This window comes from Streptomyces sp. NPDC048612 (assembly GCF_043199295.1).
GTDB lineage: Bacteria > Actinomycetota > Actinomycetes > Streptomycetales > Streptomycetaceae > Streptomyces.
This window is the reverse complement of sequence record NZ_JBICVV010000004.1, coordinates 126,828-140,944: the sequence shown is the minus strand read 5'-3', so window position 1 is coordinate 140,944 and position 14,117 is coordinate 126,828. Positions and strand designations below refer to the sequence as shown.

Genomic DNA, 14,117 nt, shown 5'->3' with positions numbered 1-14,117 from the left:
GTCTTTTGGGCACCGGGAGAGATCAACAACCGGGACACACCGAACGAGCTGGCTCTACGACGGGGGGCGCGAGATGAACACACTGCACGGGACCACTTCCAGCGCAGTTATCACGCGGCTCCACGACGTCATCCGGTCCGGCGAGAAGTCCGGTGGAGCACGGGGGTGCACCCGCACCGTCGTGCGTCAGCGGCCGCCTTTCAAGGTGGCCATCGACGCCACGACGGTGGAGATCGGCCCGGGGCACGGGGGCAAGGCCGCCCACGGGGGAGAAAACGGGGGAAATACCGGGGGAGCGGAGTACGGGGAGGCCACGGGGGAACGGCGTTCCGCGTCGGAGGCGGCCGAGGCCGAAGCGGCCTTCACCGCCTACGTCCAGGAGCGCCGCGCCTCCCTGTACGCCACCGCCTACCACCTGACCGGCGACCGCTACGAGGCCGAGGACCTGCTGCAGAGCGCGCTGTTCTCGACCTACCGGGCGTGGGACCGGATCAGTGACAAGGCGGCGCTCGGCGGCTATCTGCGCCGCACCATGACCAATCTGCACATCAGCGCCTGGCGCCGGCGCAAGCTCAACGAGTACCCGACCGAGGAACTGCCCGAGACGGCCGGCGACGTGGACGCGATGCGCGGCACCGAGCTGCGCGCCGTGCTGTGGCAGGCGCTGGTCCGGCTGCCCGAGACGCAGCGCACGATGCTGGTGCTGCGCTACTACGAGGGCCGTACGGACCCGGAGATCGCGGACATTCTCAACATCAGTGTCGGCACGGTGAAGTCGAGCATCTGGCGCGCGCTGCGCCGGCTGCGCGAGGACGAGGTCCTCAGCTTCGGCCGTGACGAGGAGGAGTCCTTCGGCGAGCTGGTGGCCTGAGGACCGGGGGAGCCCGAGGGGGGACCAGGGGGGAACGCCCGAGGGGGATACGGGGGAACCGGCCGAAGCAGAGCGATCCGCGGAGGCCGGACGTATCAGGGGATACGGGGGAAGCACGGGGGAGTGCAGGGGAGATAAGGCGGGTTCGGACGGCCGGGGGGTCTGTCCGAACCCGCTTCTCCGTTTGTGCGCGGACCGTGCGCGGCTTGTGCGCCGACGCCGACATGGACGCCGCGGGCGCGGGCCGGTCAGGACCGTACGGCCGTGCCCACCGTGTCCGGTGTCCCCGCCGCCGCTATACGGGCCAGCGCCTCCGGCCCGGCGCAGGGGTGCGCGCCCAGGGCGGTGTGCCGGGCGACCACCGACCGCTCGTCGCGCAGCAGCCGCAGCCCGCGGCGGACGAGATACGGGGCGGACTTGCGGCCCTCCCGCAGATCCCGCGCCAGCCGCCGGCGGAAGGTGGTGGTGGGGCGCCCGCGCAGACACAGCGCGTCGGCCAGCAGCCCCGCGGCCCGGCAGTCCTCGATGACCTCGGCCGCGAAGATCCCCTCCGCGATGAACAGCCGGGCGCCGCCGAGGTCCAGCCCCGACGCACCGGTCCGGGCGCTGGTCGCGATGTCGTACACCGGAACGTCGGCACGCCCCGTACGGCACAGCGCCGCGATGGCCGCGAGGGCGGCGCCGGCGTCCCAGGAGAGCGGCGCGTCCCAGTCGGCGCCGCCGCCGTCGGGCAGTTGCGGCAGGGTCGGGTCCGTCCCCTCCTTGTAGAAGTCGTCGAGGTTCAGGACGGGGAGGCCGCTGTGCGCGGCCAGCGACGTCTTGCCGGAGCCCGACGGGCCGGTCAGCAGGACGACTCGGGTGGGGGCACCTCCCTGCCCGAGCGGAGTCGGGAGCTTGGCGGAGGGCGGCCGGTTGGCGGTGTGGGAGCTCACGGGCACCCATTGTCGCGTATTGCGCCGTGTGGGGTACCCCTGGCGCGCGAGGTGGATCGGCCCCCGCGCCCTCAACTACGCTACGCAGTCAATCGATTACCTCGATGACCCGAATCCGTTGGCTCGCACAGCACTTCGGCCCCTTCGAACCACAGGCAGGTGGCACATGCCCTCCCACGCGCGTCCCAAGCCCAGCCGTGTCCCGCGCACCTTGCTGCGGGCCGGACTGGTGATCTCCGCGGCTGGTGCCGCGCTCGCGGCGGGCGGTGCGGCGACGGCGAGCGCGGCACCGGCCGCCTCCGACCTCACCACCGACACCGGCGCCGCCGCCTCGGGCCTGACCGGCGCCCTGCTGCACTCCGCGGCCGGCGGCCTCGGCCCGGTCAAGAACCTGAAGCTGGACCCGCTGGCCAACACCTCCGTCGACCCGCTCGCCAACGCCGTGAGCACCCAGATCGCCGACTTCAAGCCGGTGGGCACCACCCTCCTGACCGGCGCCCTCTCGAACGGCGCCGCGCTCAAGGACCTGCCCCTGGTGGGCCAGGTGACACGGGTGCTGCCGGGCTGACGACGGACGCGGCGGGGGCGGTACGCGGTCATCTCCCCTGCTGCGGTAAGCAAGTGCTGCGGTACGCAAACGAAGTGCGGGGCCCCGCCTGGGAAGGAGGGGCCCCGCACTGTCGTTCCGCGGACTCCACCGGCCCGCGGGTGTCAGACCTAGACCCCCATCGGGTGCCAGACCGTCTTCGTCTCCAGGAAGGCCAGGAGACGGGTGGTGCCGGGGTCGGCGGTCCACGCCTGCGGGGTGGGGCGGAGGACGCGCTTGAGGTTGTCGGCCGCCGCGGTCTCCAGGTCCTTGGTCAGGGCGGGGTCAGCGCCCGCGAGGTCGAGGGCGTTGACGTCCTGGTGGGCGGCGAGCGGCGCGGCGAGTTCCGCGGTGCGGCCGGAGAGGATGTTGACGACGCCGCCCGGGAGGTCGGAGGTGGCGAGCACCTCGGCCAGGGAGAGGGCGGGCAGCGGGGCGTTCTCGGCGGCCGCCACGACCACCGTGTTGCCGGTGACGATCGCCGGGGCGATCACCGAGACCAGGCCCAGGAACGAGGAGTCCTGGGGGGCCAGGACCGCGACCACGCCGGTCGGTTCGGGGGCGGAGAGGTTGAAGTACGGGCCGGCCACCGGGTTGGCGCCGCCGGCGATCTGGGCGACCTTGTCGGACCAGCCCGCGTACCAGACCCAGCGGTCGATCGCGGCGTCCACCTGGGCGGCGGCCTTCGCCTTCGACAGGCCCTCGGCCGCGGCGACCTCGGCGGTGAACTGGTCGCGGCGGCCCTCCAGCATCTCGGCGACGCGGTAGAGGATCTGGCCGCGGTTGTAGGCCGTGGCGCCGGACCAGCCGCCGAAGGCCTTGCGGGCGGCGACCACCGCGTCCCGGGCGTCCTTGCGGGAGGCCAGCGGGGCGTTGGCGAGCCACGTGCCCTTGGAGTCGGTCACCTCGTACACCCGTCCGCTCTCGGACCGGGGGAACTTCCCCCCGACGTACAGCTTGTAGGTCTTGAAGACGGCGAGTCGGCCAGTCAGCTCAGACATTGAGGTACGCCTCCAGACCGTGCCGGCCGCCCTCGCGGCCGTAGCCCGACTCCTGGTAGCCGCCGAACGGCGAGGCCGGGTCGAACTTGTTGAACGTGTTGGACCAGATGACGCCCGCGCGGAGCTTGTTCGCCATCCACAGGCTCCGCGAGCCCTTCTCCGTCCAGATGCCGGCGGAGAGGCCGTAGGGGGTGTTGTTGGCCTTCTCCACGGCCTCCGCGGGGGTGCGGAAGGTCAGCACGGACAGCACCGGGCCGAAGATCTCCTCGCGGGCGATGCGGTGCGCCTGGGTGACGCCGGTGAACAGCGTCGGGGCGAACCAGTAGCCGGCGGAGGGGAGTTCGCAGGAGGGGGCCCAGCGCTCGGCGCCCTCGGCCTCGCCCGCGTCGGCCAGCTCGGTGATCCGGGCCAGCTGCTCGGCGGAGTTGATCGCGCCGATGTCGGTGTTCTTGTCGAGCGGGTCGCCCACCCGCAGGGTCTGCATCCGGCGCTTGAGCGCGTCGAGCAGCTCGTCCTGCACCGACTCCTGGACCAGCAGGCGCGAGCCCGCGCAGCAGACGTGGCCCTGGTTGAAGAAGATGCCGTTGACGATGCCCTCGACGGCCTGGTCGAGCGGGGCGTCGTCGAAGACGATGTTCGCGGCCTTGCCACCCAGCTCCAGGGTGACCTTCTTGTCGGTGCCGGCGACCGTACGGGCGATGGCCTTGCCGACCTCGGTGGAGCCGGTGAAGGCGACCTTGTCGACGTCGGGGTGGGCGACCAGCGCGGCGCCGGTGGAGCCGTCGCCGGTGAGGATGTTGACGACGCCCTTGGGCAGGCCCGCCTGGCGGCAGATGTCCGCGAAGAACAGGGCGGACAGCGGGGTCGTCTCGGCGGGCTTGAGGACGACGGTGTTGCCGGTCGCCAGCGCCGGGGCGATCTTCCACGCGAGCATGAGGAGGGGGAAGTTCCAGGGGATGACCTGGCCGGCGACGCCCAGCGGGCGCGGGTTCGGGCCGTAGCCCGCGTGGTCGAGCTTGTCGGCCCAGCCTGCGTAGTAGAAGAAGTGCGCGGCGACCAGCGGCAGGTCGGCGTCCCGGGACTCGCGGATCGGCTTGCCGTTGTCCAGCGACTCCAGGACGGCCAGCTCGCGTGAGCGCTCCTGGATGATCCGGGCGATCCGGAAGAGGTACTTGGCGCGCTCGGCGCCGGGCAGCGCGGACCACTTCTCGAACGCCTTGCGGGCGGCCTGCACGGCCCGGTCGACGTCGTCGGCGGTGGCCTGCGCGACCTCGGAGAGGACCTCCTCGGACGACGGCGAGACGGTCTTGAAGACCTTGCCGTCAGAGGCCGGGGCGAACTCGCCGTCGACGAACAGTCCGTAGGACGGCGCCAGGTCGACGACGGCGCGGGACTCGGGGGCGGGTGCGTAATCGAAGGTCATGGGAGCCTCAGTCCACCGTGACGTAGTCGGGGCCGGAGTAGCGGCCGGTGCTGAGCTTCTGGCGCTGCATCAGCAGGTCGTTCAGGAGGCTGGAGGCGCCGAAGCGGAACCAGTCGGCGGTCAGCCAGGGCTCGCCGAGCGTCTCGTTGACCATCACCAGGTACTTGATCGCGTCCTTGGTGGTACGGATACCGCCGGCCGGCTTCACACCGACCTGGACGCCGGTCGTGGCGTGGAAGTCACGGACCGCCTCCAGCATCAGGAGGGTGACCGGCGGGGTGGCGTTGACGGCGACCTTGCCGGTGGAGGTCTTGATGAAGTCGGCGCCCGCGAGCATCGCCAGCCAGGAGACCCGGCGGACGTTGTCGTACGTCTGGAGCTCACCGGTCTCGAAGATGACCTTGAGATGCGCGGCGCTGCCATCGGGGCGGGCGCACGCCTCCTTGACGGCCTTGATCTCCTCGAAGACGTCCATGTAGCGGCCGGAGAGGAAGGCGCCCCGGTCGATCACCATGTCGATCTCGTCGGCGCCGGCCGCGACCGCGTCCCGGGTGTCGGCGAGCTTGACCGGCAGCGCGGCGCGGCCGGCCGGGAAGGCGGTGGCGACGGACGCGACGTGGATACCGGAGTCGCCGAGCGCCTCCTTGGCCGTCGCGACCATGTCCGGGTAGACGCAGATCGCCGCGACCTTGGGGCTGGTGCGGTCCGTGGGGTCGGGGTGGACGCCCTTGGCGCACAGCGCCCGGACCTTGCCCGGGGTGTCCGCGCCTTCGAGGGTCGTCAGGTCGATCATCGAGATCGCGAGGTCGATGGCGTACGTCTTCGCCGTCGTCTTGATCGAGCGGGTGCCGAGGCCGGCGGCGCGGGCTTCGAGGCCGACCGCGTCGACGCCGGGGAGGCCGTGGAGGAAGCGGCGCAGCGCACCGTCGTCGGCGGTCACGTCCGCCATTGACGCCAGACGCCCCGCGGCTTCCTTGCCGTATGCGGGAACAGTGATGGGCATGGTCACGAGGGGAGCATATCTACGCGCGTAGCACCATGTCATCCCCTTCAGCCGACCGAATCCGGCCGGGCGGGCGGGGCCGGTTCCGGCAACGCGCCCGGTAGCGGGCGTGGCGCAGGGCCTCCACCGGGTACGGACGGGCTTGCGGCGCGTGCCCGAATGATGCCGTAACGCAATGTCCGGCATCCGGACGGTCAGGCAGAATCGCCCTCATGACGAGCCAGGAACGGACCACCCCGCCTCAGCAGCAGTACGCGGAGCGCAGCTACCGGTCGCCCGCGGCCCTCCTCGGCGGCGCGCTGCTCCTCCTGCTCGGACTCTGGCTGGGCGGCGACGCACTGCTGCGGGGCGCCGTGCACACCAAGCTCACCGCGCTGTTCGCGCTGCTCCTCGGGGTGCCGCTGGTCACCGCCTACACCCTGCGGCCGCTGGTGCGGGCCGGCGAGGACCGGCTGACGGTGCGCAACCCGTTCCGTACGATCACGCTGCCGTGGGGCGCGGTGGAGGAGCTGCGGGCGACGTTCTCCACCGAGGTGTTCACCAGCGGCGGCAAGTACCAGATGTGGGCGATCCCGGTCTCGCTGCGGCAGCGCAAGAAGGTCAGCCGCCAGGCGGCGGGCTCCGCGCCGCGGCCCCGCTTCGGCCTGAACGCCGACGCCGGGCCGGTGCCGCGCGCCATGGCGGACCAGACCCTCGACGAGCTGCGCGAGATCAAGGAGCGCGCCACCCACCGCGAGAGCGCCCAGGGCGAGCCGGTGGTGCGCTGGGCGTACGCGGTCATCGCGCCGGTGGTGGTGGGCGCGGTGGGGCTGGCTGTGATGCTGGCGGTGTAGCTGTTCCCGGGCCGCGGCCCGTAGTGGGGGCCGGGGGAGTTGAGCGCGCCTGGGGGTTGGCCCTGCAGGGGCGTGTCCCCGGGGGCGTCCGAGCAAGGTCGTGTCCCCAGGGTTGTTTCCCCGCCGCCCACCCCGGTGTTGTTGTTTCCCCGCCGCCCACCCCCCTTCGGGGGGTGGGCGGGTAGGGAGGGGAGGGAGGGCGGGCAGGAGCAGAGGCGGAAGCGGCAGTGGCTGCGCGGGAAGGAGCAGGGGCGGAAGCAACCCGGCCGTCTCCGAGATCCCCGCCGCCTCCGACCAGCCGGCTCAGATCCCCGCCGCCTCCGACAGATCCCGCTTGATCGACGCGAGTGCCGCAGCGGCCTTCGTGCGGGCCTCGGGCAGGGCGTCGGGCGAGGCCACCGGGACCACGACCTCCAGGTAGCACTTGAGCTTGGGCTCGGTGCCGCTGGGGCGGACCACCACGCGGGCGGCCTCGATCCCGGCCTCCGGCGAACCGGACAGGTAATAGCGCAGCCCGTCGGTCGGCGGCAGCGTCTCCGTGCCCTGCGTCAGATCGTCGGCCCGGGTCACGCTCAGGCCGGCCAGCGCGGCCGGCGGCTGGGCGCGCAGCCTGCCCATGGCGTCGGCGATCAGCGACAGGTCCTCGACGCGGACCGAGAGCTGGTCGGTGGCGTGCAGCCCGTGCTCCAGGGCGAGGTCGTCGAGCAGGTCGGTGAGGGTGCGGCCGGACTGCTTGAGCTCCGCGGCCAGTTCGGTGATCAGCAGGGCGGCGGTGATGCCGTCCTTGTCCCGGACGCCCCGCGGGTCGACGCAGTAGCCGAGCGCCTCCTCGAAGGCGTACCGCAGACCGTCCACCCGGGCCAGCCACTTGAAGCCGGTCAGCGTCTCCTCGTACGGGAGCGAGGCGGCGGCCGCGATACGGGACAGCAGCTGGGAGGAGACGATGGTCGTCGCGAAGGTGCCGGACGCGCCCTTGCGCACCAGGTGGGCGGCGAGCAGCGCGCCGACCTCGTCGCCGCGCAGCATCCGCCAGCCGTCCGGCGTGCCGGGGGCGGGGACGGCGACGGCGCAGCGGTCCGCGTCGGGGTCGTTGGCGATCACGATGTCGGCGCCGGCGGTGTTCCGGGCGGTGGCGAACGCGAGGTCCATCGCGCCCGGCTCCTCCGGGTTGGGGAAGGCGACCGTCGGGAAGTCGGGGTCCGGCTCGGCCTGTTCCGCGACGACCACCGGGGCGGGGAAGCCGGCCCGCTCGAAGGCGGCGACGAGGGTGTCCCGGCCGACGCCGTGCATCGGCGTGTAGACGACCGCGGTGTCCCGGGGGGAGCCCGGTGTCAGTACGGCGTCCGTACGCGCCAGATAGGCGCTCAGCACCGTCTCGTCGAGGGTCTCCCAGCCGCTCTCCGGGCGCGGGACGTCGGCCAGCGAGCGGACCGCGGCGATCTCGGCGGCGATCTCGCCGTCCGCGGGCGGCACGATCTGGGAGCCGTCGCCCAGGTAGACCTTGTAGCCGTTGTCGCGGGGCGGGTTGTGGCTGGCGGTGACCTCGACACCGGCCACCGCGCCCAGGTGCCTTATCGCGAAGGCCAGGACCGGGGTGGGCAGCGGACGCGGCAGCAGCGCGGCGCGCAGGCCCGCGCCGGTCATCACGGCCGCCGTGTCGCGCGCGAAATCGGCGCTCTTGTGGCGCGCGTCGTAGCCGATGACCACCAGGCCGGAACCGTCACCCTGCGCCTTGAGGTACGCGGCGAGTCCGGCCGCCGCCCGGATGACCACGGAACGGTTCATCCGCATCGGGCCCGCGCCCAGCTCACCGCGCAGCCCGGCGGTGCCGAACTGGAGGGTGCCGGCGAACCGGGCGCCCAGTTCCTCGGTGGCCTCGGCGGCGAGGAGCTTGGACAGCTCCTCCCGGGTCTCCGGGTCGGGGTCCTCGGCCAGCCATGCCTGGGCCCGGTTGATCAGCTCCGCGGGATCGGTAGCCACGTGATGCTCCTGACGGTGGATGCGGGTGGGGCGCGCGCTGAGGACAGCGGGGACGGGGCCCTCTCGGCTCGTCACGCATACCCGGTATCCGGGTACGGGGAGCCGCGGAACCGGCCAATGCCACTGGATGGCAGCGCACGCGGAGGGCCGCGCCGCGCGGCGGGGCGGTCCGGCGGGCGGACGGCGGGGCGGGTGCGGCGGTGACGGCGGCCGGCCCGGCGGGTGGGGTGCACCCGCCGTGGCCGTCGGCCGTCGTCGTCCGGGCGCGGCGCGGTGGCGCCGCGGTGCCTCAGAGCTTGCCGAGCACCTGGGCGAGCAGGCTGCCCATCCGGGTCGCGGAGTCGCGGCCGGCCTGGAGCACCTCTTCGTGGTTGAGCGGTTCGCCCGTCATGCCGGCGGCGAGGTTCGTCACCAGCGACAGGCCGAGCACCTCGGCGCCGGCCTCGCGCGCCGCGATGGCCTCCAGGACGGTGGACATGCCGACCAGGTCGGCGCCCAGGGTCCGGAGCATCTTGATCTCGGCCGGGGTCTCGTAGTGCGGGCCGGGGAGCTGGGCGTAGACGCCCTCCTCCAGGCTCGGGTCGACCTCCTTGCACAGCGCGCGCAGCCGCGGCGAGTACAGGTCCGTCAGGTCGACGAAGTGCGCGCCGGCGATCGGGGAGGTGGCGGTCAGGTTGAGGTGGTCGCTGATGAGGACCGGCTGGCCGGGGCGCATGCCCTCACGCAGGCCGCCGCAGCCGTTGGTGAGCACCACGGTCTTGCAGCCGGCCGCCACGGCGGTGCGGACACCGTGCGCGACGGCGGCGACCCCGCGGCCCTCGTAGTAGTGGGTGCGGCCCAGGAAGACCAGCGCCCGCTTCGCACCGACCTGGTACGAGCGGATCGTGCCGCCGTGCCCGGCGACGGCCGGCGCCGGGAAGCCGGGCAGCTCGGTGACGGGGAATTCGTGCTCGGGCGCGCCCAGGGCCTCGGCGGCCGGAGCCCAGCCGGAGCCCATCACCAGGGCGACGTCATGGGTCTCGGCGCCGGTCAGCTCGCGCAGACGGGCGGCGGCGTCGGCGGCGGCACCCTGGGGGTCGCGCGCGATGTCCGGAGTAACAGATGCGTTCACGCGGACGAGGGTAGCCGGTAATGCCCTACGCGCGTAGATGTCGCTGCTCACGGCTCTCGGTACGGAGCGTTGTGGCATCTGCCAAATGCATGTGCCCGGGCGCGTCGCGGCACCCGTACGGCGGCCTGCCCGCCGCGGCGCCGCCCGTCAGCAGGGCCGCTTGCGCAGCTCCATCACATAGTCGTGCGGTGCGCCCGCCGACTCCGCGGCGTCCGCGATCTCGCCCAGATAGCGGGCCGACGGCAGGCCGCCCTCGTAGCCGTTGAGGACGTAGATCCACGCCGCCTCGTCGCCGTCGAGGGTGTGCACCCGCACCCGCATCCGGCGGTAGATGTCCATGCCCACGCCCTCCCACCGGTCCATGGACTCCTCGTCCATGGGCGCGATGTCGTAGAGCGCGACGAAGAGCTGGGAGCGCGGCGATTCGACGACCGTCGCCAGCGCGCCCTCCCAGCCCATCTGCTCGCCCCCGAAGGTGAGCCGCCAGCCGTTGAGCCAGCCGGTGCCGCGCAGCGGCGAGTGCGGTGCGCGGCGGGACATCAGCCGCGCGTCGAGGTTGCCGGCGTACGCGGCGTAGAGCGACATGGTTCCGAGGGTACGGGAGGTTGCCCGCCGGGCTCGTGGCGCCGGGGGCCGGACGGAAGACCCGGTGGGGCGCGCCCCGGTTGCCGCCCGGGGACGGAGTACGCCCCCGGGCGAGAGCGACGTACGGGCGTGCGGGACAATGGAGTACGTGACTCGGATCGTGATCATCGGTGGTGGACCCGGCGGCTACGAAGCGGCCCTGGTGGCGGCTTCTCTCGGCGCGGAGGTGACCGTCGTCGACTGCGACGGTCTGGGCGGGGCGTCGGTGCTGACCGACTGCGTGCCGTCGAAGACTCTGATCGCCACCGCCGAGGTGATGACGACCTTCGACTCCTCGTACGAGGAGCTGGGCATCATCGTCGAGGACGACACGCCGCACGTGGACCGGCCCGCCCGGGTCGTCGGCGTCGACCTCGGCAAGGTCAACCGCCGCGTCAAGCGCCTCGCGCTCGCCCAGTCGCATGACATCACCGCCTCCGTGACCCGCGCCGGCGGCCGGGTCATGCGCGGCCGCGGGCGGCTGGAGCCGGGCCAGGCCCCGGACGGCTCCCGCAAGGTGACGGTCACCGCCGCCGACGGCACCACGGAGGGGCTGATCGCGGACGCGGTGCTGATCGCCACCGGCGCGCACCCCCGCGAGATCCCGGACGCGCTCCCGGACGGCGAGCGCATCCTGAACTGGACCCAGGTCTACGACCTCGACGAGCTGCCCGAAGAGCTGATCGTGGTGGGTTCCGGTGTCACCGGTGCCGAGTTCGCCGGTGCCTACCAGGCGCTCGGCTCCCGCGTCACCCTCGTCTCCTCCCGCGACCGCGTGCTGCCGGGCGAGGACCCGGACGCCGCCGCCGTCCTGGAGGACGTCTTCCGCCGCCGCGGCATGAACGTCATGTCGCGCTCCCGGGCTCAGTCCGCCAAACGGGTCGGCGACCGCGTCGAGGTCACCCTGGCCGACGGCCGCACCATCTCCGGCACGCACTGCCTGATGGCGGTCGGCTCCATCCCCAACACCGAGGGCATCGGGCTGGAAGCGGCCGGCGTCAAGCTCAAGGACTCCGGCCACATCTGGACCGACAAGGTCTCCCGCACCAGCGCCCAGGGCGTCTACGCGGCCGGCGACTGCACCGGCATCTTCGCGCTGGCGTCCGTCGCCGCGATGCAGGGCCGGATCGCGATGTACCACTTCCTCGGTGACGCGGTCACCCCGCTGAACCTCAAGACGGTCTCCGCGAACGTCTTCACCGACCCGGAGATCGCCACCGTCGGTTACTCCCAGGCCGACGTCGACAGCGGCCGGATCGACGCCCGGGTCGTGAAGCTCCCGCTGCTGCGCAACCCGCGCGCCAAGATGCAGGGCATCCGCGACGGTTTCGTGAAGCTGTTCTGCCGCCCCGGCACCGGCATCATCGTCGGCGGTGTGGTCGTCTCCCCGCGCGCCAGTGAGCTGATCCACCCCATCTCGATCGCGGTCGACAACAACCTGACCGTCGAGCAGATCGCCAGCGCCTTCACGGTCTACCCGTCGCTGTCCGGCTCGATCGCCGAGGTCGCCCGCCAGCTGCACACCCGCAAGGCCGGGAGCGAGTAACCGGCCCCGGGGCGTACCCCGGACGGCGGCAGCCGATTCACATGTTTGTGCCCCCCGTGCGCACTGCGGATGAAACGTCCCTGCGTCGGCCGGGGGGCCGGTGCGCTCCGGGGACCCGCCGCCGCGGGCGCCGGGAGGGCGACTGACCAGGTGTCACGCGGCACGGTTCCGCCCGGCAGTTCGACATCCGCACGACATATGCACACCGCATACCACGTCACGCTCCGCGCTGTGAACAACTTCCGTTAATTGGTGCAACCTGCTGAAAACAGACGGTCGTTGGCGTTACTGTCAGTTTCGTGTTCGCTGCAGAACGTCGCCAATTGATCCTTGAAATGGTGCGCGCCAATGGAGCCGTATCGCTCCGGGAGCTCGCCCGCGTCGTCCAGACCTCCGAAGTAACCGTACGGCGGGACGTGCGGGCGCTGGAGGCAGAAGGACTGCTCGACCGCCGGCACGGCGGTGCGGTCCTGCCGGGAGGCTTCACCCGCGAATCAGGATTCCCGCAGAAGTCCCATCTAGCGACCGCGGAGAAGACGGCCATCGCCGATCTCGCGGCCGGCTTCGTCGAAGAGGGCGAGGCCATCGTCGTCGGGGCCGGGACGACCACCCAGGAGCTGGCCCGCCGGCTCGCCCGCGTCCCCGGCCTGACCGTCGTCACCAACTCCCTCCTGGTCGCCCAGGCGTTGGCCCATGCCAACCGCGTCGAGGTCGTGATGACCGGCGGCACCCTGCGCGGCTCCAACTACGCGCTGGTCGGCAGCGGTGCCGAACAGTCGCTCCAGGGGCTGCGGGTGTCGCGTGCCTTCCTCTCGGGCAGCGGTCTGACCGCCGAGCGCGGCCTGTCCACCTCCAACATGCTCTCCGCCAGCGTCGACCGGGCGCTGGTGCAGGCGGCGGGGGAGGTGGTGGTGCTCGCCGACCACACCAAGCTCGGCTCCGACACGATGTTCCAGACCGTGCCCACGGACGTGATCACACGGCTGGTCACGGACGAGCCGCCGGGCCATGACGACCGCGCCGCCACGGAACTCCAGGCGCTGGCCGATCAGGGCGTCCAGATCGCCGTGGCCAACGGCTCGGGCCTGGGGCACGGGCCGGGGCAGCCGGGCAGGGACGGTGGGCCGGGGGACCGCAGAGGGCCCCGGCGGGACGTCCCGCTCCCGGGCCAGCGGCGCAGCCATGCGCCGGGCACCGGAGCCGGCGGGCCACAGCTCCGCTCGGCCCCGTCCCTCAGCGAGGCCGCCGGCGGCCGGGTCGCCGACCTGGCGCCACGGCGCCGCTGAGCACACCGGTCGGGGGCGCGCCACAGGGGCGCGCCGTCCCGGCGGCGCGGGCTGTCGCTAGCAGCTCTCCCCCTTCAGCCCGCGCAGGGTGAGTGTCAGTAGCCGGTCGGCGAGCTGGGGGTCGTCCGGGGATTCCTCGGCGGCCAGCGCGATGCCGTTGGTCAGTTGCATCAGATCGCCGATGCTCACGTCGGAGCGCACCGCCCCGGCCCGCTGGGCGCGGGTGAGCAGCGCCTCGCCGGCCTCCCGCATCGGCACGCTGCACCGCGCCATCCCCGAGCTGTCGTCCGCCGAGGCCGTCATCAGCGCCCGCGACAGCCCGCGGTAGGTGGTGGCGTGGGTGATGATCGCGCGCAGCCATTCGACCAGGGCGGCGCACGGCTGCGGGGCGTCGGCCAGCTCCCTGGCCTGGGTGAGCAGGGCGTCCACCTCTCCCTGGAAGACCGCGCCCATCAGGGCGGTCCGGTTGGGGAAGTGCCGGTAGAGCGTGCCGATGCCGACTCCGGCGCGGCGCGCGATGTCCTCCAGCGAGGTGTCCGTGCCGTGCTCGGTGAAGGCCGTACGGGCCTCGGTCAGCAGCCGTTCGTAATTGCGGCGGGCATCGGCCCGCATGGGGCGTACGTCCTGCGCCCGCGCCGGTGCGGTCGCCGCCGGGTCCGTCGTCTGCCGCTGCCCAGCCGTCTCGGTCGCCATCGCCGTCCTCCCTCGCCCCGGCCGGTCGCGGCCCGGTGGCTCCAGCATGCCATCGCGTCCTCGGCGGCTGCCCGGGTGCTGTGGACAAGGCTTGACGGATGGTGCCTCCGAACGGTCGGGGCGGTCCGGCCGCGCCCGCCCGGTGGCCGTCCGGCGGACCGGGGGTGAAGTCCCGGCGTCCCCCGGCGGTCGCGCGGCCGAACACCGTGCCGGACCCGCAACGCCGCG

13 protein-coding genes are annotated in these 14,117 nt (G+C 72.9%); 5 read left to right on the top strand and 8 right to left on the bottom strand.

The window, feature by feature from the left end:
• The first annotated feature begins 73 nt into the window (after window positions 1-73).
• Entirely contained in the window at window positions 74-871 is a 798-nt protein-coding gene (locus ACGFN2_RS09320) for a SigE family RNA polymerase sigma factor (RefSeq protein WP_393358780.1), read from the top strand.
• A gap of 248 nt (window positions 872-1,119) precedes the next feature.
• Here the strand turns inward: ACGFN2_RS09320 and ACGFN2_RS09315 are convergent, their stop codons facing one another.
• Window positions 1,120-1,803, bottom strand: coding sequence for an ATP-binding protein (locus ACGFN2_RS09315; RefSeq protein WP_393358778.1), 684 nt, complete (start codon window positions 1,801-1,803; stop codon window positions 1,120-1,122).
• A gap of 166 nt (window positions 1,804-1,969) precedes the next feature.
• Between ACGFN2_RS09315 and ACGFN2_RS09310 the strand changes: the two genes are divergently transcribed.
• On the top strand, window positions 1,970-2,371 hold the full coding sequence (locus tag ACGFN2_RS09310; RefSeq protein WP_362604365.1) for a hypothetical protein: 402 nt from the start codon (window positions 1,970-1,972) through the stop codon (window positions 2,369-2,371).
• A gap of 149 nt (window positions 2,372-2,520) precedes the next feature.
• On the opposite strand, the gene ACGFN2_RS09305 is transcribed toward ACGFN2_RS09310, so the two are convergent.
• Genes ACGFN2_RS09305 through deoC form a run of 3 tightly spaced genes read right to left on the bottom strand, consistent with a single transcriptional unit; the run spans window position 2,521 to window position 5,816 of the window.
• Window positions 2,521-3,390 (bottom strand): aldehyde dehydrogenase family protein, encoded by an 870-nt coding sequence (locus ACGFN2_RS09305; RefSeq protein WP_393358776.1) that lies wholly within the window; start codon window positions 3,388-3,390, stop codon window positions 2,521-2,523.
• Window positions 3,383-4,813: an aldehyde dehydrogenase family protein gene (locus tag ACGFN2_RS09300; RefSeq protein WP_393358774.1), complete on the bottom strand. Its 1,431-nt coding sequence runs from the start codon at window positions 4,811-4,813 to the stop codon at window positions 3,383-3,385. Before ACGFN2_RS09300 ends, ACGFN2_RS09305 begins: the two co-directional genes overlap by 8 nt.
• Window positions 4,814-4,820: 7 nt before the next feature.
• Complete coding sequence (gene deoC / locus ACGFN2_RS09295; RefSeq protein ID WP_393359032.1) at window positions 4,821-5,816, bottom strand: deoxyribose-phosphate aldolase; 996 nt, start codon at window positions 5,814-5,816, stop codon at window positions 4,821-4,823.
• Between the two features lie 212 nt (window positions 5,817-6,028).
• Here deoC and ACGFN2_RS09290 point away from each other — a divergent pair, with 212 nt between their 5' ends.
• Window positions 6,029-6,649 (top strand): PH domain-containing protein, encoded by a 621-nt coding sequence (locus ACGFN2_RS09290; RefSeq protein ID WP_393358772.1) that lies wholly within the window; start codon window positions 6,029-6,031, stop codon window positions 6,647-6,649.
• Window positions 6,650-6,952: 303 nt separating this feature from the next.
• Here the strand turns inward: ACGFN2_RS09290 and ACGFN2_RS09285 are convergent, their stop codons facing one another.
• The 3 genes from ACGFN2_RS09285 to ACGFN2_RS09275 all read right to left on the bottom strand — a co-directional run bounded on the left by ACGFN2_RS09285 (window position 6,953) and on the right by ACGFN2_RS09275 (window position 10,325).
• Window positions 6,953-8,629, bottom strand: a complete 1,677-nt coding sequence (locus ACGFN2_RS09285; RefSeq protein WP_393358770.1) for a phospho-sugar mutase — start codon at window positions 8,627-8,629, stop codon at window positions 6,953-6,955.
• A gap of 289 nt (window positions 8,630-8,918) precedes the next feature.
• Window positions 8,919-9,740, bottom strand: a complete 822-nt coding sequence (locus ACGFN2_RS09280) for a purine-nucleoside phosphorylase (protein ID WP_362604355.1) — start codon at window positions 9,738-9,740, stop codon at window positions 8,919-8,921.
• Between the two features lie 147 nt (window positions 9,741-9,887).
• On the bottom strand, window positions 9,888-10,325 hold the full coding sequence (locus tag ACGFN2_RS09275; RefSeq protein ID WP_362604353.1) for a gamma-glutamylcyclotransferase: 438 nt from the start codon (window positions 10,323-10,325) through the stop codon (window positions 9,888-9,890).
• A 139-nt stretch (window positions 10,326-10,464) separates the two neighbouring features.
• Between ACGFN2_RS09275 and ACGFN2_RS09270 the strand changes: the two genes are divergently transcribed.
• Window positions 10,465-11,910 carry an NAD(P)H-quinone dehydrogenase gene (locus ACGFN2_RS09270; RefSeq protein WP_362604351.1) on the top strand — a complete coding sequence of 482 codons (1,446 nt, stop codon included), beginning with the start codon at window positions 10,465-10,467 and terminating at the stop codon, window positions 11,908-11,910.
• A gap of 299 nt (window positions 11,911-12,209) precedes the next feature.
• Window positions 12,210-13,196, top strand: a complete 987-nt coding sequence (locus tag ACGFN2_RS09265; RefSeq protein WP_362604349.1) for a DeoR/GlpR family DNA-binding transcription regulator — start codon at window positions 12,210-12,212, stop codon at window positions 13,194-13,196.
• A gap of 57 nt (window positions 13,197-13,253) precedes the next feature.
• Here the strand turns inward: ACGFN2_RS09265 and ACGFN2_RS09260 are convergent, their stop codons facing one another.
• Window positions 13,254-13,889 (bottom strand): TetR/AcrR family transcriptional regulator, encoded by a 636-nt coding sequence (locus ACGFN2_RS09260; RefSeq protein ID WP_393358767.1) that lies wholly within the window; start codon window positions 13,887-13,889, stop codon window positions 13,254-13,256.
• Window positions 13,890-14,117: the final 228 nt, after the last annotated feature.

Coding starts and splice junctions, on each gene's coding strand:
- ACGFN2_RS09290 (WP_393358772.1), top strand. CDS start 6,029: ATGACGAGCCAGGAACGGACCACCCCGCCTCAGCAGCAGTACGCGGAG.
- ACGFN2_RS09270 (WP_362604351.1), top strand. CDS start 10,465: ATGGAGTACGTGACTCGGATCGTGATCATCGGTGGTGGACCCGGCGGC.
- ACGFN2_RS09275 (WP_362604353.1), bottom strand. CDS start 10,325: ATGTCGCTCTACGCCGCGTACGCCGGCAACCTCGACGCGCGGCTGATG.
- ACGFN2_RS09305 (WP_393358776.1), bottom strand. CDS start 3,390: ATGTCTGAGCTGACTGGCCGACTCGCCGTCTTCAAGACCTACAAGCTG.
- ACGFN2_RS09300 (WP_393358774.1), bottom strand. CDS start 4,813: ATGACCTTCGATTACGCACCCGCCCCCGAGTCCCGCGCCGTCGTCGAC.
- ACGFN2_RS09260 (WP_393358767.1), bottom strand. CDS start 13,889: ATGGCGACCGAGACGGCTGGGCAGCGGCAGACGACGGACCCGGCGGCG.
- ACGFN2_RS09310 (WP_362604365.1), top strand. CDS start 1,970: ATGCCCTCCCACGCGCGTCCCAAGCCCAGCCGTGTCCCGCGCACCTTG.
- ACGFN2_RS09320 (WP_393358780.1), top strand. CDS start 74: ATGAACACACTGCACGGGACCACTTCCAGCGCAGTTATCACGCGGCTC.
- deoC (WP_393359032.1), bottom strand. CDS start 5,816: ATGCCCATCACTGTTCCCGCATACGGCAAGGAAGCCGCGGGGCGTCTG.